Source organism: Streptomyces sp. NBC_01485, from assembly GCF_036227125.1.
Lineage (GTDB): Bacteria > Actinomycetota > Actinomycetes > Streptomycetales > Streptomycetaceae > Streptomyces.
This window is the reverse complement of the sequence record NZ_CP109435.1, coordinates 776,007-795,838: the sequence shown is the minus strand read 5'-3', so window position 1 is coordinate 795,838 and position 19,832 is coordinate 776,007. Positions and strand designations below refer to the sequence as shown.

General features: G+C 69.9%; 18 protein-coding genes and 3 pseudogenes. 9 read left to right on the top strand and 12 right to left on the bottom strand.

What is annotated here, in order from left to right; translation table 11 throughout:
- Window positions 1-26 precede the first annotated feature (26 nt).
- Entirely contained in the window at window positions 27-1,004 is a 978-nt protein-coding gene (locus tag OG352_RS03245; protein ID WP_329214110.1) for a pectate lyase family protein, read from the bottom strand.
- Between the two features lie 319 nt (window positions 1,005-1,323).
- On the opposite strand from OG352_RS03245, the gene OG352_RS03240 reads away from it, so the two are divergent.
- Together OG352_RS03240 and OG352_RS03235 are read left to right on the top strand one after the other, a co-directional pair.
- Entirely contained in the window at window positions 1,324-2,421 is a 1,098-nt protein-coding gene (locus OG352_RS03240; RefSeq protein WP_329214109.1) for a non-reducing end alpha-L-arabinofuranosidase family hydrolase, read from the top strand.
- An 81-nt stretch (window positions 2,422-2,502) separates the two neighbouring features.
- Entirely contained in the window at window positions 2,503-3,822 is a 1,320-nt protein-coding gene (locus OG352_RS03235) for an extracellular catalytic domain type 1 short-chain-length polyhydroxyalkanoate depolymerase (RefSeq protein WP_329214106.1), read from the top strand.
- Between the two features lie 94 nt (window positions 3,823-3,916).
- Here OG352_RS03235 and OG352_RS03230 read toward each other — a convergent pair.
- Window positions 3,917-4,537, bottom strand: a pseudogene (locus tag OG352_RS03230) (solute carrier family 23 protein); the annotation flags it as partial.
- 9 nt (window positions 4,538-4,546) lie between these two features.
- Window positions 4,547-5,137, bottom strand: coding sequence for a transposase (locus tag OG352_RS03225; RefSeq protein ID WP_329214104.1), 591 nt, complete (start codon window positions 5,135-5,137; stop codon window positions 4,547-4,549).
- A 724-nt stretch (window positions 5,138-5,861) separates the two neighbouring features.
- Here OG352_RS03225 and OG352_RS03220 point away from each other — a divergent pair.
- Window positions 5,862-5,945, top strand: a pseudogene (locus OG352_RS03220) (DUF6214 family protein); the annotation flags it as partial.
- A 69-nt stretch (window positions 5,946-6,014) separates the two neighbouring features.
- Here the strand turns inward: OG352_RS03220 and OG352_RS03215 are convergent.
- Entirely contained in the window at window positions 6,015-6,656 is a 642-nt protein-coding gene (locus tag OG352_RS03215) for a DUF305 domain-containing protein (RefSeq protein ID WP_329214102.1), read from the bottom strand.
- A 192-nt stretch (window positions 6,657-6,848) separates the two neighbouring features.
- Between OG352_RS03215 and OG352_RS03210 the strand changes: the two genes are divergently transcribed.
- On the top strand, window positions 6,849-8,351 hold the full coding sequence (locus tag OG352_RS03210; protein ID WP_329214100.1) for an LVIVD repeat-containing protein: 1,503 nt from the start codon (window positions 6,849-6,851) through the stop codon (window positions 8,349-8,351).
- Here OG352_RS03210 and OG352_RS03205 read toward each other — a convergent pair.
- The 5 genes and pseudogenes from OG352_RS03205 to OG352_RS03185 form a co-directional block, all read right to left on the bottom strand.
- Window positions 8,317-9,108, bottom strand: coding sequence for a TetR/AcrR family transcriptional regulator (locus tag OG352_RS03205; protein ID WP_329214098.1), 792 nt, complete (start codon window positions 9,106-9,108; stop codon window positions 8,317-8,319). The genes OG352_RS03210 and OG352_RS03205 overlap by 35 nt on opposite strands.
- Before the next feature lie 173 nt (window positions 9,109-9,281).
- Window positions 9,282-9,404, bottom strand: a pseudogene (locus OG352_RS03200) (hydrolase); the annotation flags it as partial.
- Between the two features lie 23 nt (window positions 9,405-9,427).
- Complete coding sequence (locus OG352_RS03195) at window positions 9,428-10,111, bottom strand: phosphatase PAP2 family protein (RefSeq protein ID WP_329214096.1); 684 nt, start codon at window positions 10,109-10,111, stop codon at window positions 9,428-9,430.
- Between the two features lie 313 nt (window positions 10,112-10,424).
- Window positions 10,425-11,360, bottom strand: coding sequence for a M56 family metallopeptidase (locus tag OG352_RS03190; protein WP_329214094.1), 936 nt, complete (start codon window positions 11,358-11,360; stop codon window positions 10,425-10,427).
- Window positions 11,361-11,535: 175 nt separating this feature from the next.
- A complete protein-coding gene (locus tag OG352_RS03185) occupies window positions 11,536-12,090 on the bottom strand; it encodes a DUF5134 domain-containing protein (RefSeq protein WP_329214092.1) in 555 nt (184 codons plus the stop codon).
- 538 nt (window positions 12,091-12,628) lie between these two features.
- Here OG352_RS03185 and OG352_RS03180 point away from each other — a divergent pair.
- Window positions 12,629-13,189: a MarR family winged helix-turn-helix transcriptional regulator gene (locus tag OG352_RS03180; protein WP_443072472.1), complete on the top strand. Its 561-nt coding sequence runs from the start codon at window positions 12,629-12,631 to the stop codon at window positions 13,187-13,189.
- 66 nt (window positions 13,190-13,255) lie between these two features.
- Here the strand turns inward: OG352_RS03180 and OG352_RS03175 are convergent, their stop codons facing one another.
- A complete protein-coding gene (locus OG352_RS03175) occupies window positions 13,256-14,020 on the bottom strand; it encodes a VOC family protein (RefSeq protein WP_329214090.1) in 765 nt (254 codons plus the stop codon).
- Window positions 14,021-14,171: 151 nt separating this feature from the next.
- A complete protein-coding gene (locus OG352_RS03170) occupies window positions 14,172-14,564 on the bottom strand; it encodes a VOC family protein (RefSeq protein WP_329214088.1) in 393 nt (130 codons plus the stop codon).
- Between the two features lie 239 nt (window positions 14,565-14,803).
- Here OG352_RS03170 and OG352_RS03165 point away from each other — a divergent pair, with 239 nt between their 5' ends.
- The gene (locus tag OG352_RS03165; protein WP_329223685.1) at window positions 14,804-15,355 is read left to right on the top strand and encodes a GNAT family N-acetyltransferase; all 552 of its coding nucleotides are present in this window, start codon (window positions 14,804-14,806) and stop codon (window positions 15,353-15,355) included.
- A gap of 124 nt (window positions 15,356-15,479) precedes the next feature.
- Here OG352_RS03165 and OG352_RS03160 read toward each other — a convergent pair whose 3' ends face one another.
- Window positions 15,480-16,163 (bottom strand): glycerophosphodiester phosphodiesterase, encoded by a 684-nt coding sequence (locus OG352_RS03160; RefSeq protein WP_329214086.1) that lies wholly within the window; start codon window positions 16,161-16,163, stop codon window positions 15,480-15,482.
- A gap of 283 nt (window positions 16,164-16,446) precedes the next feature.
- On the opposite strand from OG352_RS03160, the gene OG352_RS03155 reads away from it, so the two are divergent.
- The 3 genes from OG352_RS03155 to OG352_RS03145 all read left to right on the top strand — a co-directional run bounded on the left by OG352_RS03155 (window position 16,447) and on the right by OG352_RS03145 (window position 19,744).
- On the top strand, window positions 16,447-17,850 hold the full coding sequence (locus OG352_RS03155; protein WP_329214084.1) for a DUF6421 family protein: 1,404 nt from the start codon (window positions 16,447-16,449) through the stop codon (window positions 17,848-17,850).
- 71 nt (window positions 17,851-17,921) lie between these two features.
- Window positions 17,922-18,668 (top strand): SDR family NAD(P)-dependent oxidoreductase, encoded by a 747-nt coding sequence (locus tag OG352_RS03150; RefSeq protein ID WP_329223683.1) that lies wholly within the window; start codon window positions 17,922-17,924, stop codon window positions 18,666-18,668.
- Window positions 18,665-19,744, top strand: a complete 1,080-nt coding sequence (locus OG352_RS03145; RefSeq protein ID WP_329214082.1) for a threonine aldolase family protein — start codon at window positions 18,665-18,667, stop codon at window positions 19,742-19,744. The genes OG352_RS03150 and OG352_RS03145 overlap by 4 nt, the downstream gene beginning before the upstream one ends.
- The last annotated feature ends 88 nt before the right edge of the window (window positions 19,745-19,832 follow it).

Here is a 19,832-nt window from a genome sequence, read left to right as displayed (position 1 = left end):
GGGGATGGTGACAGTTCTCCGGACGGTCAGAGCTTTCCGGCGCCCGCGCCGGACGTCACCGAGGCGACGACGGACGAGGCGGGCTCGGCGGTGTAGCTGTACGGCGGCTTGGTGAACGTCCCGACCTGCGAGACCTCGGTCGCGGCTCCGCCGAGGTCGTTGCCGGTCAGGTTGGCGTAGCCGTCCGCGTCGCTGTCGCGGCTGGTGGTGACGGCGACCGCCGTCGAGCGGAAGACGTTGTTCTCGACGAGCATCTGGGCGCCCATGCGCGAGTGGACGGCCGTCTCGGCGCCGACGACGTAGTTGTCGTAGAAGTGGCCGGTGCCGAAGCGCAGGCTGGGGATGCGCGAGTAGACGTTGCTGAAGTGGTTGTGGTGGTAGGTCACCCTCAAGTGCCCGGTGTCCTGGCTCGCGTTGTTGTCGCTGTGACCGACGAGCGAGCCCTTGAAGTGGTCCTTGAAGGTGTTCCAGGACACCGTCACGTAGTCCGAGGCGTGATTGATGTCCAGTAAGCCGTCGTAGTAGTCCTTGTCGTGATCGCGGTCGGCCGAGAAGGAGTTGTGGTCGATCCACACCTTCGTCGAGGCCTGGACCTCGATGCCGTCGGCGGGCTTGAGCGGCTTGCTGATGTTCAGGTTGCGGACGACGACGTTCGTCACCTTCTTCAGGCGAAGCCCGCCCCCGGTGAACCCGGAAGACGAACCGACGCCCAGGACCGTGGTGTTGGACCCGATGTCGATCTGACCGCTCAGCGAGATCAGGCCGTTGACCTTCACGACCTTCGCCGCGGTGCCGGTCACCGCGGTCTTGAAGGCGGCCGCTGTCGCGACGGTGACCGCGGTGGCGCTGCCGCCGCCGGTCGTGCCGGCGCCGAACCCGACCGGCGAGCTGTCGGCGGCACCGGCCGACTGGGGGAGGGCGAGGACCGCCGCCGTGCCGAGAGCGGCGGCCACCGCCACGAAAGCGGACCTTTGCGCGTGTGTACGTGGGGGGCTTGTGCGCATGCGGGTGCGTCCCTTCGGGGAGGGAAGTGAGACACGTATGTGAATGACGTACATCTTGCTGAACGTCATGCACGGGCAGTGCGGCCCTCTGTGGGGGTCAGTGCAAGCGGCTCGGTCACACTGCTGAACGGAACGTAGAGGGTAAGCGCTTTCTGGTCAACGCTTTGCGCAGAACGTATTCGGCCACCCCTGCCAGGCTCCGGCCAACCGGCAAGGGCTTCCGGGCAGTTGGCGTGGGAGCGCTTCCATGGCAGGCATGCGCATGCCACCATGCGATGCGCACGCTTCCCTTCATGACCTGTCAGAGAGGGGCGAGTCGATGCCGACTCCGCGCACGCGTACGTTCACCGCCGGGCTGGTCCTGCTCCTGATCGCCGTCGCCGGCCTGGTTCTGTCACCGGGTCCCGCCGGCGCGACGACCACGTCCCCGGAGCGGGCCGGGCCGCTTCCCGGCTCCTTCGCCTGGACCTCGACGGGGCCGCTGATCAGCCCCAAGCCGGACGCCACCCACCCGATCGTCTCCGTGAAGGACCCGACGGTCTTCCGCTACAAGAACCGCTGGCACGTCTACTTCACGACCGCCAACACCGCCGGGGCGTGGAGCCTGGGGCACACCAGCTTCACCGACTGGTCGCAGGCCGCCGCCGCACCGCAGACCTTCCTCGACGCAAACCCGAACATCGGCAACCGGTACGCGGCCGCGCCCCAGGTGTTCTACTTCGCACCGCAGAAGACCTGGTACATGGTCTACCAGACCGGGCCGCCGTCCTACTCGACCACCAAGGACCCCGCGAACCCCGCCAGTTGGAGCGCGCCGAAGTACTTCTTCGACGCCGAGCCGCAGATCGTCCTCGACAACAAGGGCACCGGCGGCTGGCTGGACTTCTGGACCGTCTGCGACCGTACCGACTGCTACCTGTTCTTCTCGGACGACAACGGCCACCAGTACCGCTCCCGCACCACCCGCGCCGAGTTCCCGAACGGCTTCCGCGACACCGCGATCGTGCTGTCCGAGCCCAACCGCTTCGACCTCTTCGAGGCGAGCAACGTCTACCGCCTCGGCAACAGCGGCAAGTACCTGATGCTGGTCGAGGCGCTGGCCACCGGTTCCGACTGGCGCCGCTACTTCCGGGCCTGGACCGCCGACAGCCTCGGCGGCGCGTGGACCCCGCTCGCCGACACCGAGGCCAACTCCTTCCTCCGGTCCGACAACGTCACCTTCGCGGCCGGTCAGCCGGCCTGGACCACGGACTTCAGTCACGGCGAGCTGATCCGCGACGGAGTCGACCAGACGCTCACCATCAACCCCTGCCGGCTCCGCTTCCTCTACCAGGGCATGGACCCCGCCGCGAGCGGCGACTACTCCCAACTCCCCTGGCGGCTCGCCCTGGTGACCCAGACGAACTCCACCTGCTGAGACGTCAGCCCGCTCGCCCGCAACGCTCACACGCACCTCACGTACGACGTCCCCCGAGCCGCTACAGAAAGGGACAAGCACGTGTCCAACTCACCTGGGAGAGCGCTGCGTTCGTTGTGCGGCGCACTGCTGCTCCTGCTAGCCGCCGCCCTCCTCGCCGCGCCCACGGCCGCCGCCCGACCACAGGCGTCCGCCCGGGCACAGGCCGCCGCGCCGGTCCCCGCTTCCACCCTCACCGAGGTCACCGGCTTCGGCACCAACCCCAGCAACCTCAAGATGTACGTGTACGCACCGGCCACCGTCACTGCGCACCCGGCCGTCCTGGTCGCCGTGCACTGGTGCGGAGGCTCGGGCTCGGACATGTACTCGGGCACGGAATACGCCCGACTCGCCGACCAGTACGGGTTCGTGATCGTCTACCCGTCCGTCACGCGCAGCAGCAAGTGCTTCGACGTCGCCTCACCCCAGGCGCTCACGCGCGGCGGCGGCAGCGACCCCGTCGGCATCAAGTCGATGGTCGACTGGGTGACCGCCGCCTACGCGGCCGACACCAGCCGCGTCTTCGCCACCGGCATCTCCTCCGGGGCGATGATGACCAACGTCCTGCTCGGCGACTACCCCGACGTGTTCGCCGCCGGCGCGGCCTTCTCCGGCGTGCCGTTCGCCTGCTTCGCCACCACCGACGGCTCCGAGTGGAACAGCGCCTGCTCCGGCGGCACCGTGATCCACACCGCTCAGGAGTGGGGCGCCCTCGTCCGCGGGGCCTACCCCGGCTACACCGGGACCCGGCCGCGCATGCAGGTGTGGCACGGCACCGAGGACGACGTGCTGCGCTACGCCAACTTCGGCGAGGAGATCAAGCAGTGGACCAATGTGCAGGGGGTGAGCCAGACCCCGTCCGCCACCGACTCGCCCGCCTCCGGCTGGACCCGCACCCGGTACGGCGGTACGGGTGACCAGGCCCCGGTGGAGGCCATCAGCCTGCAGGGTGTCGGCCACAACCTGTACGCCTGGGGCATGGCGGCCCGCGCGCTGACCTTCTTCGGCCTGGACGCTTCGGGCCCGGCCCCGCAACCCGAGCCCGGCAGTTGCCGGGTGACCGCGACGACCAGCGCCTGGAGCACCGGTCTGACCGCCTCCGTGACCCTCACCAACACCGGCACCACCACGGTCAACGGCTGGCAGCTCGGCTTCACCCTGCCCAGCGGCCAGACCATCACCAACGGCTGGGGCGCCACGTACGCACCGGCCTCCGGAGCGGTGACGGCGACGAACGCGACGTACAACGCAACGCTCGCCCCCAACGCAAGTGTCACCATCGGCTACCAGGCGAACCACACGGGCAACAGCGCGACACCGGGAGCCTTCACCCTCAACGGGGCCGCCTGCACGAAGAGTTGAGACCACGAAGAGTTGAGACTACGAAGAGTTGAGACCACGAAGAGTTGAGGCCACGAAGAGTTGAGGCCACGATCGGGGTGAGGTTCCGCGGGCCTCAGGTTTCCGAGGGCGGTCGGCATACCCGGCCGCCCGACGGGGCGATCGGCTGCGGTGCCGAACCCGCCGTCGAGGGAAGGTGGTTGACAAGCAGGTTGAGGGTGATCGCTGTGACGCAGCCCGCGCTGATGCCGCTGTTCATGACTGTCTGGAACCAGTCGGGGAACTTCTCGTAGATCGTCGGCACGCCGACCGGCAGGACGCCCATCGCGACCGAGACGGCGACCACCGTCAGGTTGTGGTTGTCCTTGAAGTCGACGCCGGCCAGAGTGCGCAGCCCGCTCGCGGCCACCGTCCCGAACATGACCAGCCCGGCACCGCCCAGCACCGGTGCCGGAACGGCCGCGACCACAGCGCCGAGCTTGGGCAGCAGGCCCAGCAGGACGAGGATGCCGCCCGCGGTGGCGACGACCCAGCGGCTGCGCACCCGGGTCATGCCCACCAGGCCGACGTTCTGCGCGTACGCCGTGTACGGGAACGTGTTGAAGACACCGCCGAGGACGGTCGACAGGCCGTCCGCGCGCAGGCCGTCGGAGAGGGTGCGCGGCTCGATCTCGCGGCCTGTCATCTCACCGACCGCGATGAGGTCACCGGTCGTCTCGGTCATCGTCGCGAGTGCTTCCCCGAATCAAGATCCATAATGTTGCCTCCCGTCCAGCAAGACGGACAGGTTCGGGTCCAGCTCCCCGGTCACCTTGAGCGCGGGAAGAAGCGGGCGCTCGAAGCGCTTCGCGTCCGGGGAGAGCAGCGGCTCCATCATCTGCACCCAGGCGCCGGACTTGATCCACGCCTTCACTCGTGCCTGTACGGACGGGCCCGCCGGGAAGCGGTCCGGCAGGGATTCCCAACCAGTACCCGTGCGCAGCTTGTAGAGAACCGCTTCGACGACCGCTCGCGGGTCCAGGCTGTTCTTGCGCACCTGGAACGGCGGCATGCTCCGGGAGACCTGCCCCCACAGCTCGTCCGTCAGATCCATCAGGCGCTTCGCGTCCGGGCGCTGCTGCCAGGGAAGCGTGCCCGATTCGCCTTCGTCCGCGAAGGTGCCGACGTGGGCCCAGCCCTTGCGCCGCATGTGCGCCGTCGTCTTCTTGTCGGTGTAGGCGATGCCGTAGCCCTTGGTCTGCTCCTCTGTCGACACCCGGAGGTAGCTGACGGCACGGAGCTGGGCCGTTACGGCCCGCTGGACTACGTCGATGCTGCTCATGAGAGCCTGGGTCATGTCAGTTCCTTCGCGACTGGCGGACGTGATCCCGGGAGGGCCTCAGAAACGCTCCCGGGATCACCCATGTGGCGGGCATCCTATGCCTCCGGTCCGTCAGGGATAGGCGTGAACAGCGCGGAGAGGAAGCGGGCGAAGCCCGCGTCGTCCGTCTCCGGACGGGCCGTCCATTCGATACTGAACCTTCGGGTCGGGCTTGTCCTTGAGGTTCTCTCTGAGCCAGGCTCCGGCCTCTTCTCCTCGTGCGGCTCCGTCCTGCATGGTGCTCCGATCTCCAGGTCGTGGGACGGCACTGATGTACCCGCGCGCCCTCCTCGTGCAGGGGGCAGTGACGCTCGTACTCGCCGCCGCACCAGCGGCAGCGGATCATTCCTTGCAGGCCGCAGGCGCATGACGGCCCGACGTGCAGAGCGAGATACTCGACCGCCTGGAAGGCCGTCTCGGCGACATCCTGGCCGCGGTAGAAGTCGTACGCGTCGCGGGGCTTCATGAACGCGGGGACCAGCATGAAACGGCCCTGTCCCTTGCCCGTCTTCGTGTCCCAGGCGAAGTTCCGGCCAGCCTCACGGGCGGCCGTGCAGGGGCGCGTCAGAGCGTCCCGGAAGCGGTCCTCGTCGCCTGAGCTTCAGCGGGGCATGGAAAGGCCCCAGGACGACGGTGTGAGTCGCTCCCTGGGGCCCGTAGCTGATCTGGCCGACGACGGCGAGACGGTCATGTGCGCGACGGGCACAGCCGACGCCGGTCGCTGAGACTGATCGCGCAGGCGCGGGACGCGGGGTATCTGACACCACGTCACACGCGGCGCTGACTCGGCCACTGACGCGGTCTGTTGTGGGCAGGCCGGGGAGGCCGGGGGGAGTTGGGAAGGGGAGGGGGGCTACTGCATTCCGCGCATCCGCGTGATCTCGCTCGTCTGCTGCGCGACCACGTCGTCCGCCATCTCCTCGATCCGCACGTTGTTGCCCTCCGCCTTGACCTTCGCGGCCATGGTGAGGGCGCCCTCGTGGTGGGTGATCATCAGCGTGAGGAAGAGCGCGTCGAACGCCTTGCCGCGCGCCGCGCGCAGCTTGGTGAGCTGTGCCTCGGTCGCCATTCCGGGCATCACCGTGTGCGCGTGCCCGCTGCTCGCCGTCTCCTCGCCGTAGGTCGTGAGCCAGGCCTTCATGGCCTCGATCTCCGGCCCCTGCCCGGCGCCGATCCGCGCCGCGAGCCCCTTGACGGTCGTCGACTCGGCCTGTTTCGGGGCGAGTTCGGCCATCTCCAGCGCCTGGGTGTGATGCTCGATCATCATCTGCGCGTACGAGACATCGGCCGAGTTGGGCGTGTCGTCGTCGACGCGCTGTTCGGCGGCGTCCTGGGCGGAGAGGGTCCGGTTCGCCTCGCCCGGCTTGCCCGGTGCGATCACCGAAGGCCCGCTTGCCGCACCCGACTTGGTGTCCTCCTCGGAGTCGCAGCCCGTGAGGGCGAGTGCGAGCAGCAGCGAGGCTGCGGCGAGGGGCACGCGGCGACGGACGAGCACAACGACCTCCTGAGGCAGGTGAGTTGGGGACGGGGGTCCCGCGCTCGTAGGGATCTTCGCATCACTGGCCGAGCTGTTGAGCAGAAAGACTCGTTACGAGTGCGTTGCCAACCCTTGATATGTGCATGATGAAGACGATACTTCGGAGCACCGTGAACCGTTCCTGTGCGAACGGCGACGAGGGAGGATGCAGTGACCCTGTTGAACGATCCCCGAACACGCCGCAGACGGCTGGGAGTCGCAGCCGCGGGCGCCGGACTCCTGGCCACGCTCCTGACGGCGGCACCGGCGGTCGCGACCCCGGACCCGGGGGACGGCCCGGCAGTGCAGCGCGAGGTGTCCCAGGGCGTCCAGGCCGAGGCGGCCGAGGCGATCGCCGAGGGCGAGATACCCGGGAAGGACGAGATCGTCCACTCCGCCAACATCGATCACCTGACGAACATCCCCAAGGATGCCCTGCCCGGCACCAACTCGGACCTGGCCTTCCAGGGCAAGTACGCCTTCTCCGGCAACTACGACGGCTTCCGCATCTTCGACATCAGCAACCCGAAGTCCCCGAGGACCGTGGCCCAGGTGCTCTGCCCCGGCTCGCAGAACGACATCTCCGTCTCGGGCAACCTGCTCTTCCTGTCGACCGACTCCTCGCGCAGCGACAGCAGTTGCAACAGCACCACGCAGCCGGTGACCGAGAAGTCCTCCTGGGAGGGCATGAAGGTCTTCGACATCAGCGACAAGGCGAACCCGAAGTACGTCGCCGCCGTGGAGACCGCCTGCGGCTCGCACACCCACACCCTGGTGCCCGAGCGCAAGAACGTCTACGTCTACGTCTCCTCGTACTCGCCGAACGCCGCCTACCCCGACTGCCAGCCCCCGCACGACGGCATCTCGGTCATCAAGGTGCCGCGCAACGCGCCGGAGAAGGCCGCGCTCGTGGGCTTCCCCGTCCTCTTCCCGGGTGAGGGTCCGGACGGCGGCGGCAACCCCGGCACTCCCACGAACCCCGGCGCCTCCAAGACCACCGGCTGCCACGACATCACCGTCCTGCCGGAGAAGGAACTGGCGGCCGGCGCCTGCATGGGCGACGGCATCCTGTTCTCGATCAAGGACCCGGAGCGCCCGAAGGTCATCGACCGGGTCCAGGACAACGTGAACTTCGCGTTCTGGCACTCGGCGACCTTCAACCAGAAGGCGAACAAGGTCGTCTTCACCGATGAGCTGGGCGGCGGCGGTGCGGCCACCTGCAACGCGGCCGTCGGCCCGAACCGCGGCGCCGACGGCATCTACGACATCGTCGGCAAGGGCGACAAGCGCAAGCTCGTCTTCCGCAACTACTACAAGATCCCCCGCCACCAGGCCGACACGGAGAACTGCGTCGCCCACAACGGCTCGCTGATCCCGGTCAAGGGCAAGGACATCATGGTCCAGGCCTGGTACCAAGGCGGCGTCTCCGTCTGGGACTTCACCGACTCGTCGAAGCCGAAGGAGATCGCCTACTTCGAGCGCGGTCCGCTGAGCACGGACACGCTGCAGGTCGGCGGCTCCTGGTCGGCGTACTACTACAACGGCTACATCTACTCCAACGACATAGCCAAGGGCTTCGACGTGCTGAAGCTCAGCGACCGGCGCACGGATCCGGCGAAGCGGGTCCATCTGCGCGAGCTCAACGTCCAGACCCAGCCGGATTACTTCGACTGATCCCCGGGGGCCGATCCCCGGGAGGCCGATCTCCGGGAGGCTGATCCGCGTGAGGCTGATCCGCGTGAGGCCGGTCCCGTGGGGGCTGATCTCCGGCCGGCGGGTCGGTCGCGAAGAAGCGCGACAGATCGGTGTCCGTGTCACCTCTCCCGCCGGGCGCCTCGGCGTCCGGCGGGACCCCCTGCTCCCAGTCGAGCCGGTAGCGCGCGAACAGTTCGGCGCGCAGGGTCGTGTACGGCAGGGGCACGTTCGGCAGCACCAACGCGTAGACGGCGCCCATCAGTTGGGAGCGCAGCATCGGGTAGTCGTGGTCGAGGTCCTGCGACCCGTGCCGGGCCGCGGTGTCCCGCAGCAGCTCGGCCAGCCGCTGCTGCTCCGGACACTGCACGAAGCCCTCGGCCTGCAACAGCCCCGCCATGTGCTGGCGCATCAGCACCGTACGGTCCCGGGCCAGCCCCATGATCGCGTCGATGGCCCGCGCCATCCGCTCCCGGCCGTCCTCGGTGTACGGCTCCCGCTCCAGCGCCTCCTCCAGCGTGCGGTGCATCAGCCGGTGCACGGCCGACTGCACGAGCTGCCGCTTGCCGGGGAAGTAGTACGACACCAGACCGCGCGCCGAACCGGCCCGGTCCGCGATGTCGGCGAGGGTCGTCGCCTCGTACCCGCGCTCGCTCACGAGCTCCACCGCCGCCTGCAGAAGCCGCTCCCGGGAACGCCGCCGCAATTCTTCATTGACCGAGGCGCTGCGCGGGCACATCCTGTAACTCCTGGGTTGACTGGCTGGCAGCCAACTATACTCAGGGAGTCCCGGTCGACTCCGTACGGAGGGACCGGGCTGCCGCCTGCTCTGGGCGACGCGGGGGATCGTCCAGAGTGGGCGCGCTTTTCCCGCAATGGTGGCCTGAGGCTACCGTCGACAGGGGCGGCAGATCAGCCTTCGAGGCCCACCAGGTCCAGCACCGGTCGCAGCCCGTGCGGACGCTCGTCCGTCGGCAGATGGTCCACGAAGTGCACCGCGCAGCCCAGCGCCGCCGCCCCGCCGTCCGCTCGCCGGCCCGTCCGTCGGCGCGGCACTGTCAGGGTCGCCATCGTTGGTGTGCCGCGATTGCCAGTGCCACCAGCATCGAGCCGAGCAGCCAGCCGCCCAGGACGTCCGAGGGCCAGTGGACGCCCAGCCAGATCCGGGTCAGTCCCACGCCCGCCACGGAGACCACCGCAACCGCCACCGCCGTACGCCACACGACGGGGCCGACGCCGTGCCGGTGCAGCAGCCACAGCAGGAGGCCGAACATCACGGTGGCGGTCAGTGCGTGCCCGGAGGGGTACGCCGCGTAGTGAGCGGAGTCGACCGGGTCGGGCCAGACCGGGCGGGCGCGGCCCACCGCGGCCTTGAGGCCCTGCTGGATCAGCGTGCCCAGCGCCGACGTGACGACCAGCCACCCGGCCGTCCACCAGGCCGCGTGCCGCCACACCAGCCACACGGCCACCGCTGCGCCGAGCAGGCGCATGGTCAGGGGGTCCCAGACCCAGTCCGTGAGGATGCGGCAGACCTGGGTGACGTCGGGGTCGGCGACGGCCCAGCGGTGAGTGGCGCGGGAGATGTCGCCGTCGAGCGAGATCAGGGGATGCCACTCGGCCCAGACCAGGACGAGGAGCAGGACGGAGCTCAGTCCAAGGACCAGGGCGCTACAGACGGCCGTGGGCAGGGCGCGGGGGTGGGGGCCGGGGCGGGGCGGGGAGTCGACGGGCGGGTTGTGCATGGTGTGATCCTCGCCCAACGGTGGGGCGGGAGGCGAACCCGGGGTGGCTTGCCCGGGCTCGTGGTGGCTCGTCCTGATCTTTGGGGCATGTTCCGGTGGGGCGGTTGTCCTGGGCCTGGGGCGGTTGTGCTGGGACTGGGGTGGGGTGGCTGTCCGGTCCCAGGCCGGCTGTCGGTTCCGGGGTGGCTCGTCCCGCCCCGCTTTGGAGTGGGGTTCGGCTGGGCTGGGCTCTCCTGGCTCGGGTGGCTTGTCCTGGCTACGGGATTGCTCTTCAGGTCCCCGGACGGCGGGTCCGGATCGGTGGGGTGGGTGCTCAGCCCAGTGCGTGCAGTCCGGGCACCAGTGCCACCAGTACCGGAATCACCGGCACGAGCGAGGCCGCCGCCGTCAGGCGCAGTCTGCGGGCCACGGTGAGCCGGTCGGGCGGGGTGAGCAACCGGTGGACGCGCTGCGGGAGATGGGCCTGCGGGGCGGGGGAGGGGCCGAACACGCCGCGGTCCTCGTTGAGTTCCACCAGCGCCAGCGCGGTCGTCAGGCGGCCGAAGCGGCGGGACGCCATGTCGTCGGCGGACAACTCGACCAGCCGGTGCATCTCGTCGCGGAACGCGGCGAACACCGGGACCTGCGGGAATCCCGTGGCCAGCGCCGTCGAGCAGTGCAGCAGCCAGTCGTGCCGCGCCTGGGCGTGCCCCTGCTCGTGCGCGAGCACCGCATCGAGCTGACGGCCCTTCAGACGCCGCAACGCGGCTGTCGTGACGACGAGTTGGGGCTCTGCGCCGGTCAGCCACCAGGCGTCGGGGCGCTCACCCTCCAGTACGAGCAGCCGACCCGTCGCGGTCTCCTCGCCCGGCAACAGCGGTGCGCGCAGCCGGAGTTCGGCGCGCCGGGACCGGGCTCGGGCCCGGCTGCGCAGCACCTCCCGTACGAGCATCGCCCCGCTCCACAACCCGCCGCAGGCGAGCAGCACCGCGGTCGCCGCCGCCCAAGGGCCCGTCGCATCCAGCGTGTACGCCTCCACGACCCCCTGAGGAGCCGGTGCGAAGACGTGCCCGCGCACCGCGTGCCAGGCCGCCGCCGCACTGAGCGTCATCGACAGCGCACAGCACAGCAGGACCGTCGCCACCGCGCACTGCCACGCCCACAGGGCGAGCACCGGTTCGCGGTCCGGCCAGTCGGCCCGGGCGATCAGCCGGGGGGCGACGACGGCGGTCAGGGCAGCGAGCAGCAGCAGGACCGCGGGGACCATCATGGACAGCACCCTATGAGCGGCGTACCGCTCAGGGGTACGACTTGTTACGGCGAAGTGACGTAGGCCACGTCCGGGTGTCGTGGATCGAAGCCGGGCGGCGCGGGTGACATGGGCGGCGCGGGCCGCGGCGGCGGTCGGTGCCTGGGGACTCCCGCCGCCCGTCCGGGAGTTGGGGTCACATCGTCAGCAGCATGGCGAGCATCCCGATGCCCATCGACAGCCGGCACGCGCGCGCCACCTCAGGCCGGTCGCTCCAGGCGACGGCCGCTCCGCCCACCCCGGCCACCGGCAGCAGCCGGACCCCGGAGAGCAGGATGTACCCGGTGAAGTACAGCAGCAGCACGCCCGTCAGCAGCGGGACCCCCGAGCCGCCGTGCGCGTGCCCGTGGGCGTGTGCGGATGCGGGCGAGGCGGCCATCACGGCCGCCATGTAGACCATGGCCCCGGTCCCCACCAGGTGGTGCAGGTGGTGAGTGCTCGTGCGGGCCGCCCACAGGGACCGCAGCCCGGCCGCGCCGAATACCGCCGCGAACGCCGGCCAGGCCCACGCCGGCGGGGTGAACACGGCCGGGGGTACGGCCATCGCGGCCATCCCGAAACCCATCAGCGCCTCGCCGCCCGCGGCCCTGCGCTGTTCCTCGACTCCGCTGCGCATCCGCAGCAGGCAGTAGGCCCCGGTCGCCGCACACAGCGCGACCAGCAGCCAGCCGGGCGAAGCCGGTCCGTGCACGCGCACCTCCCCGCTCGACGTTCGCGATCGAGGGATGCGATGCCCACGCCATGCCGCGCGCACGCGGGCGCAAGGGTGTACACGGGGAGCATTCGACGGAGCACGGCAGGTGGCGAGGGTGCGATGGGGAATCGTTCACAGGTAAAACACTGGCTGAATTGATCAGCATGCCTCGAATCCGGCGAGTGGTGGCAGCGGGCGCTCCTCGAAGAGCGGGTCGTGACGGCCGAGCAGCCCGGACACCGTACGCTCGCGGCGACGGTACGGCGCCGGGGCTGCTCCTGGACCGGGACGCGAGCACGAAAGCGGAGGACGCGCGGCGATGACGGCGACGCAGGGACGGGCGGCGACCGGGAACGGGACACAGGAAGGATCCGACGAACCGACGACCGGCGAAGCCCCGCAGAAACGGCCCGCCGCCACCGATCCGAAGACCAGCGGCGACCGGACGGGCAGCGGTGACCGACCGAGTGACGGTGACGGGCCGGGGAGTGTCGACCCGACGGGCAGCGCCGGCCAGTCGGACCGTGACGACCGGCTGGAACCTGGTGACCGGCTGGAACCCGGTGACCGGGCGGGTGTCGGTGCCCCGGCGAGGAGTGACACGGTCGCGGGCGTCGTACGGCAGTGGCAGGCCGTGCGGCCCGAGCTCGACACCGGGCCCATGGAGATCATCGGCCGCGTCAACCGCTGCGCCGCCCTCCTCCAGCAGACCGAGGACGCGCCCCTGCGGCGAACCGGCCTGAGCCGCCCCGAATTCGACCTGCTCTGCGCGCTGCGCCGCACCGGCCACGAGCTGACCCCCGGCGAACTGGCCCGCGAGACCTTCTCCTCCGGGGCGGCCGTCACCAAGCGTCTCAAGCAGCTCGCCGAGCGCGGTCTGGTGGAGCGCCGCGGCGACGCCCGCGACCGCCGCGTCGCCCACCTCCGCCTCACGGACGCCGGACGTGACCTCGTCGACGGCATCCTGCCCGAGCAACTCGCCTACGAGAGCGCCGTACTGTCCGCCCTGGACGGCGACCGTCAAGACGAACTGGCCGATCTGCTCGGCGAGTTGCTGAGCAGACTGGAGGAACACATGCGGACGCTGCGGGTTTGAGCGCCGTCCAGTCCACGCCCCAGCCCCGTCACGGCACCTGGCGTGCAAACCTGTCGAAGTCGAGGATCACCCCTCGTCTCCCGCCCGGTACACGCCGAACACCGCGCCCGGCGGGTCCCGCAGCACGGCGATCCGCGGACCGTGCGGTACCGAGGCCGGCTCCATGAGCGTGGTGCCGCCCGCACCGACCGCCGTCTGCGTGGACGCGTCCACGTCGGTCACCGCGAAGTACGGCAGCCAGTGCGGCGGCACCTCGGGCGGGAACTTCTCGTCCATCGTGACCATGCCGCCGAAGTCCGCACCGCCGACGCCCCACTGCACGTAGTTCTCCGAGGAGTTGACGGTCCAGCCGAACACGGTGGTGTAAAAGGTCTCCGCCCGGTCGGGATCGCGGGTCAGCAGTTCGACCCAGCCGAGCGAGCCGGGCGCGTTGAACAGCCCGGCGCCGGGGAAGGCCCGCGCCTGCCACAACTGGAACGCGGCGCCGCCCGGATCGAGGGCGACCACGAAACGACCCACGTCGAAGATGTCCATCGGGCCGACCAGCACCTTGCCGCCGGCCTCGGTGAGCAGCCGCGCGCTGACATCCGCGTCGGTCACCGCGAACGACACGTTCCAGGCGCACGGCTGTGCCTCCTGGTAGAGGGGAGTGAGCGCGGCGACGGCCGCCTCGCCGAGGTGCGCGACCGTGTAGCCGCCCGCCTCCTGCCGCGGATCCGTCTCCGCACGCCATCCGAACAGCTCCGCGTAGAACCGCTTCGCCGCCTCCAGGTCACTGGTCCCCAGCTCCGCCCAGCAGGGCCCGCCGGGCACGGGCGCGTCGAGCTTCATGGCGTTCCTTCCGAAGACAACAGGAACCCCTTCCAGCACGCTAAACCTCACCCCGCACCACGGCATCCGGTGACCACCGCCACCCTCGAACACGGACCGGCGTTCCCGGGCGCGCGGCCCAGCAGGGCGGGCGCACGGCGGGGAAGCACCCTCAGATCCCCGGGCGGTACCGGATCGGATGGTCTGCCGGGACCTCCACCAGGACGATCGGTGTTCCGTCCGGATCCTTGATCCACATCTCGAGCAGGCCCCACGGCTCCTTCACCGGCGGTCGGACGATCTCGACCCCCTTCGCCCGCAGCTCTTCGTGCGCCGCTGCGACGTCCGGCACCTGTAGCCACAGCCGTACGGCAGGGTCCGGCGGGGTCGGCGACCGGCCCGAGACCTCCAGGAAACCGCCGCCGAGGAAGTAGACGACCCCACGCTCCGACCCCGTACCGAACTCGCGGTAGACGGCCAGCCCCAGCTGCTCCCCGTAGAAGGTCCGGGTGCGCTCGGGGTCGGTCGGGCGGAGAAGGGTCCTGCTGCTGAGTACGTGAACCATGCATCCGGAGCTTAGGGGCTGTCGTCCACCGGACCATGCAGCAGGTCGCTGCTGCCTGCCCGTGACTGCATCCACCGGACCCGCCCCGCCCGGTCAGGGCAGAGCTAGGCTCGTCCGTGTCGCCGCCGCGTCAGAGACCGGAGAACGCCCGCATGGACCGCATGGACACGGACACGGACACGGATACGTACACGGATACGTACACGGATACGTACACGGATACGGACATCAACATGGGGATGGGCGCGGACACCGACACCGCCGCCCCCGAATACACCTTCCGCGACGCCACCCACGCCGACGTGGACGCCCTCGTCGCGCTCGTGGAGTCCGCCTACCGCGGGGACTCCAGCCGGGCCGGGTGGACGACCGAGGCGGACATCCTCCAGGGGCAGCGGACCGACCCCGACGGCGTGCTCGCGGTCATCAAGGCGCCGGACAGCCGGCTGGTCGCCGTCGAGCAGGACGGCCGGATCGTCGCCTGCTGTCAGCTCGAACACCGCGGCGACCACGCCTACTTCGGCATGTTCGCGGTCAGTCCGACGGTGCAGGGGGCAGGCCTCGGCAAGACGGTCATGGCGCACGCCGAGCGGCAGGCCCGCGAGGACTGGGGCGTCACCGAGATGCACATGACCGTGATCTCCGTACGCGACGACCTCATCGCCTGGTACGAGCGTCGCGGCTACCGCCGTACGGGACGCATGACCCCCTTCCCGTACGGCGACGAGCGCTTCGGCATCCCGCAGCGCGACGATCTCCAGTTCGAGCTGCTGGTCAAGCCGTTGGTCTAGCGGTTGGCCAAGCCGTCGGCGACCTGAGCCCGCCCCCAACCCCCACGCCCGCCCCTCGCCCCGACCCGGACCCCCGCCCGACCCCACCTCGCCCCCGAGTCCGCTCACACACGCGCACGCCCGCTCACGCCGTGAAGCGGCCCGTGCGCCTGATCTCCGGGTAGTCGGTGGTCGCGCCGTCCAGCTCCAGGGCGCGGACGAGCCGTAGCTGATCCTGTGTGTTGACCACCCAGCCGATGATCCGCAGGTCCCGCTTGCGCGCCTCCTCGACGGTCTCCAGGTTGAGGCGCCGCAGGTTCAGGCAGACCGTCGCGGCGCCGGCGTCCACGGCCCGGTCCGCGATGTCGAGGCCGTAGCGGCTGCCGATGAGCGCGGTGCGCACCCCGGGGACCAGTCGTGCCATCTCGGCGACGGCCTCGTCGTGGAAGGAGGACACCTCCACCCGTTCCACCAGGTCCCGTGCGAGCATCACCTCGGCCAGCGCCCGTGCCGCCTGTACGTCCTTGATCTCGGCCTGGAGCGGTACCTGTACGGCGTCCAGGACCTCCTCGAAGAACGGGACGCGCTCCCCTCGGCCCGCGTCGAGGGTGCGCAGCTCGGCGAGCGTCTGGTCGGCGATGGGCCCGGTCCCGTCGGTCGTACGGTCCACGTCGGGGTCGTGCATGACCACCAGCGCGCCGTCCTTGCTCAGGTGCAGGTCGAGTTCGATGACGTCGAGACCGGCCTGCTCGGCGGCGACGAAGGAGCGCAGGGTGTTCTCGGGCTCGACACCCATGATTCCGCGGTGACCGATGGTGAGGAAGTTCAAGACGGGACTCGTTTCCGTCGACGGCGGGGGCGGGCGGAGAGCTCGCAGCCTAACGACCCCTGCCCGCCGGGGACACGTGTAGGCATGCCAGCCCGCCACGATGTGCGCGCGGTGCCGGCCAGTACCCAGTCGAAGCGGAAGTATTCGCTCCTTCGATGTCAGACAGGAAAAAGTGCGGTGAAGATGCGAACGCACAGGATAATCTCCCGAGGATCCACTTGCTGGAGGAAACCTCATATGCATACGGTGTCCTGACGCGAGGTTCTCCAGTGGAGGATGGGACATGACGGAAATTCTTGTGCGGGCAGCTACGGAGGAGCGGGTTCCTCCGGCGAGCAGGGTGGTGGAGCACCCGGCGTGGCGCGTGCTCAAGGATGCCGTGGAGCGGATCCGGCCCTGGCAGGCGAAGGACGGATCGATCGACTTCGCGGCCGAGGGCGCACCGGAGCGCACGGACGCCGAGCAGGCCGTCCGGCGCGTGATCGAGGCCGTCGCGGAGCTGTCCCCGCTGCTCCCGCACGACGCCGACTACCACCGGGCCCTGGCGGCCGACCTGCGGACCTGGGCCGACGGCGGCTTCGAGGTGCCGGACTTCCTCGACTCGCTGCTCGCCTTCCAGCCGGCCGCCGGCCGTGCGGACGGGCTCCAGCATCTGGTCGTCTTCCCGATGTACACGCAGAACGGCAACCCGGACCGCAACCTGGAAGCCGTCGTCCTGCGCATGGTCTGGCCGGAGTGGCTGGCCGAGCTGGAGCGCACCCGATACGACAACCCGCTCTTCTGCGGCATCACCTTCGAGGACTTCACGGCCGGGTACGACACCAACTCAGCCGTCCTCTTCCCGGAGACCATCGCCGTCCGCGAAGCGCCGGAACGTTTCTCCTGGGGTGGCATCTTCTGCGACCGCGAAGCCGCCCGCTTCCGCCGCGTCACCGACGCCGCCGTCGGCATCCTGGGCATGGAGCTGCCCGAGGACATCGCCGCCATGGTCCACGACCAGAAGCGCTGCGAGGAGGCCTTCGTCCTGTGGGACATGGTCCACGACCGCACCCACAGTCACGGCGACCTGCCCTTCGACCCGTTCATGATCAAGCAGCGCCAGCCGTTCTGGATGTACGGCCTGGAGGAGCTGCGCTGCGACCTCACCGCCTTCAAGGAGGCCGTGAAACTGGAGTCGGACGGCGTCGACGTCCCGCAGGCCCGTGACGTGCAGTACGCGGTGCTCTTCGACCGCATGTTCCGCTTCCCGGTCACCGGCGAGCGCGTGCGCAACTACGACGGCCTCGGCGGCCAGCTCCTCTTCGCCTACCTGCACAAGCACGACGTCGTCCGCTGGACCGACAACAAGCTGCACATCGACTGGCAGCGCGCCCCCGAGGTCACCAACCGGCTGTGCGCCGAGATCGAGGACCTCTACCGCGCCGGCATCGACCGCCCCAAGCTCGTCCACTGGTTCAAGGCCTACGAGCTGGTCTCCACCTACCTCGCCCCGCACCCGGGCTCCAAGTGGGCCAAGGGTCCCGACGCCCTGGACCTGTCCCAGCCGCCGCGCAGACTCGTGGATGACGTGCTTCCGGACGAGTTTCCGCTGAGCATGTTCTATGAGGCACTGTCCAAGAAACTGAAGACCGTGATCGCCTCGACCCGGGGCATCACGGGGGACGCTGCCGAGCGGATCGCCGCGTGAGCGACCTGCGAACCGAGAACACTGCTCCGCAGAACGCTGCCGAGCAGAACACTGCTCAGGAGGCGAAGACCATGGGGAACGGTGCTCTCAGCGGTGCGGTGATCGCGGTGGCCGGTGCGGGCGGACCCGCCGGCCGGGCGGCACTGCTCAAGCTCGCCCGGCAGGGCGCGACCGTCGTCGGCTCGGACAACGACCCCGAGCGCCTGGCGGAGGCCGTCGACCACGCGCGCTACGAGGCCGGCGGCGCCAGCGTCACCGGCGACACCGTCGATCTGCTGGACCTGAAGTCGACGCAGGAGTGGGCCGCCCGCATCGAGAACGACTTCGGCCGCGTCGACGGCCTGGTCCACCTCGTGGGCGGCTGGCGCGGCAGCGAGACGTTCGTCAAGACGAGCCTCGACGACTGGGACTTCCTGGAGCTGCTGCTCGTCAAGACCGTGCAGCACACCTCGCTGGCCTTCTTCGAGGGCCTGCAGCGCAGCGAGCGCGGCCGGTATGTGCTGATCAGCGCGGCCGGCGCCTCCAAGCCCACCGCGGGCAACGCAGCCTACGCCGCCGCCAAGGCGGCCGCCGAGGCCTGGACGCTCGCGCTCGCCGACGCCTTCCACAAGGCCGGGGGCGCCGAAGGACCCACGTCGGCGGCTGCCATCCTGGTGGTGAAGGCGCTGGTGCACGACGCGATGCGCGCCGATCGACCCAACGCGAAGTTCGCGGGCTTCACCGACGTCAACGACCTGGCCGAGGCCATCGCCGGAGTCTGGGAGAAGTCCGCCCCCGAAGCGAACGGACAGCGTCTGTGGCTCACCGACCAGCCGTGAACCCCCCGAAGACCGCTTTCACGCAGGCTCGTCGCCATCACGACCCCGAAGTGCGCGGTTTCGCCAGCGACAACTACGCCGGAGCCCACCCGGAGGTGATGGCCGCCCTGGCCCTGGCCAACGGCGGCCACCAGGTGGCGTACGGCGAGGACGACTACACCGAGAACCTCCAGGGAATCATCCGGAGCCACTTCGGGGCCTCGGCGGAAGCCTTCCCGGTCTTCAACGGCACCGGCGCCAACGTCCTCGCGCTCCAGGCGGTCACCGACCGCTGGGGAGCGGTGATCTGCGCCGAGAGCGCCCACATCAACGTCGACGAGGGCGGCGCGCCCGAGCGCATGGGCGGCCTGAAGCTGCTCACCGTCCCGACGCCTGACGGCAAGCTGACGCCCGAGCTGATCGACAGGCAGGCCTGGGGCTGGGACGACGAGCACCGCGCGATGCCGCAGGTCGTCTCGATCACCCAGAGCACGGAGCTCGGCACCCTCTACACGCCGGACGAGATCCGCGCGATCTGCGACCACGCCCACGCGCACGGCATGAAGGTCCACCTGGACGGCTCCCGCATAGCCAACGCGGCCGCCTCCCTGGACGTCCCGATGCGGACGTTCACCAACGCGGTCGGCGTCGACATCCTCTCCCTGGGCGGCACGAAGAACGGGGCGCTGTTCGGGGAGGCGGTTGTCGTCATCGACCAGGACGCCGTCCGCCACATGAAGCACCTGCGCAAGCTGTCCATGCAGCTCGCCTCCAAGATGCGCTTCGTGTCGGTGCAGTTGGAGGCGCTGCTCGCCAAGGACCTGTGGCTGCGCAACGCCCGCCACGCCAACGAGATGGCCCAGCGGCTGGCGGAGGGCGTGCGGGCCGTGCACGGCGTGGAGATCCTCCACCCGGTCCAGGCCAACGGGGTCTTCGCCCGGCTCCCGCACGACGTGAGCGTGCGGCTGCAGAAGCGGTTCCGGTTCTACTTCTGGGACGAGGCGGCGGGGGACGTGCGCTGGATGTGCGCGTTCGACACGACCGAGGAGGACGTCGACGCGTTCGTGGCGGCGGTCAAGGAGGAGATGGCGGGCTAGCGGCACCGTGCAGCGCGCACTGCGCGATGTGCATAGATATGCGGTCACTCGTAAATTAATTGACTCTCAGATGGTCGTTTCCCTATGC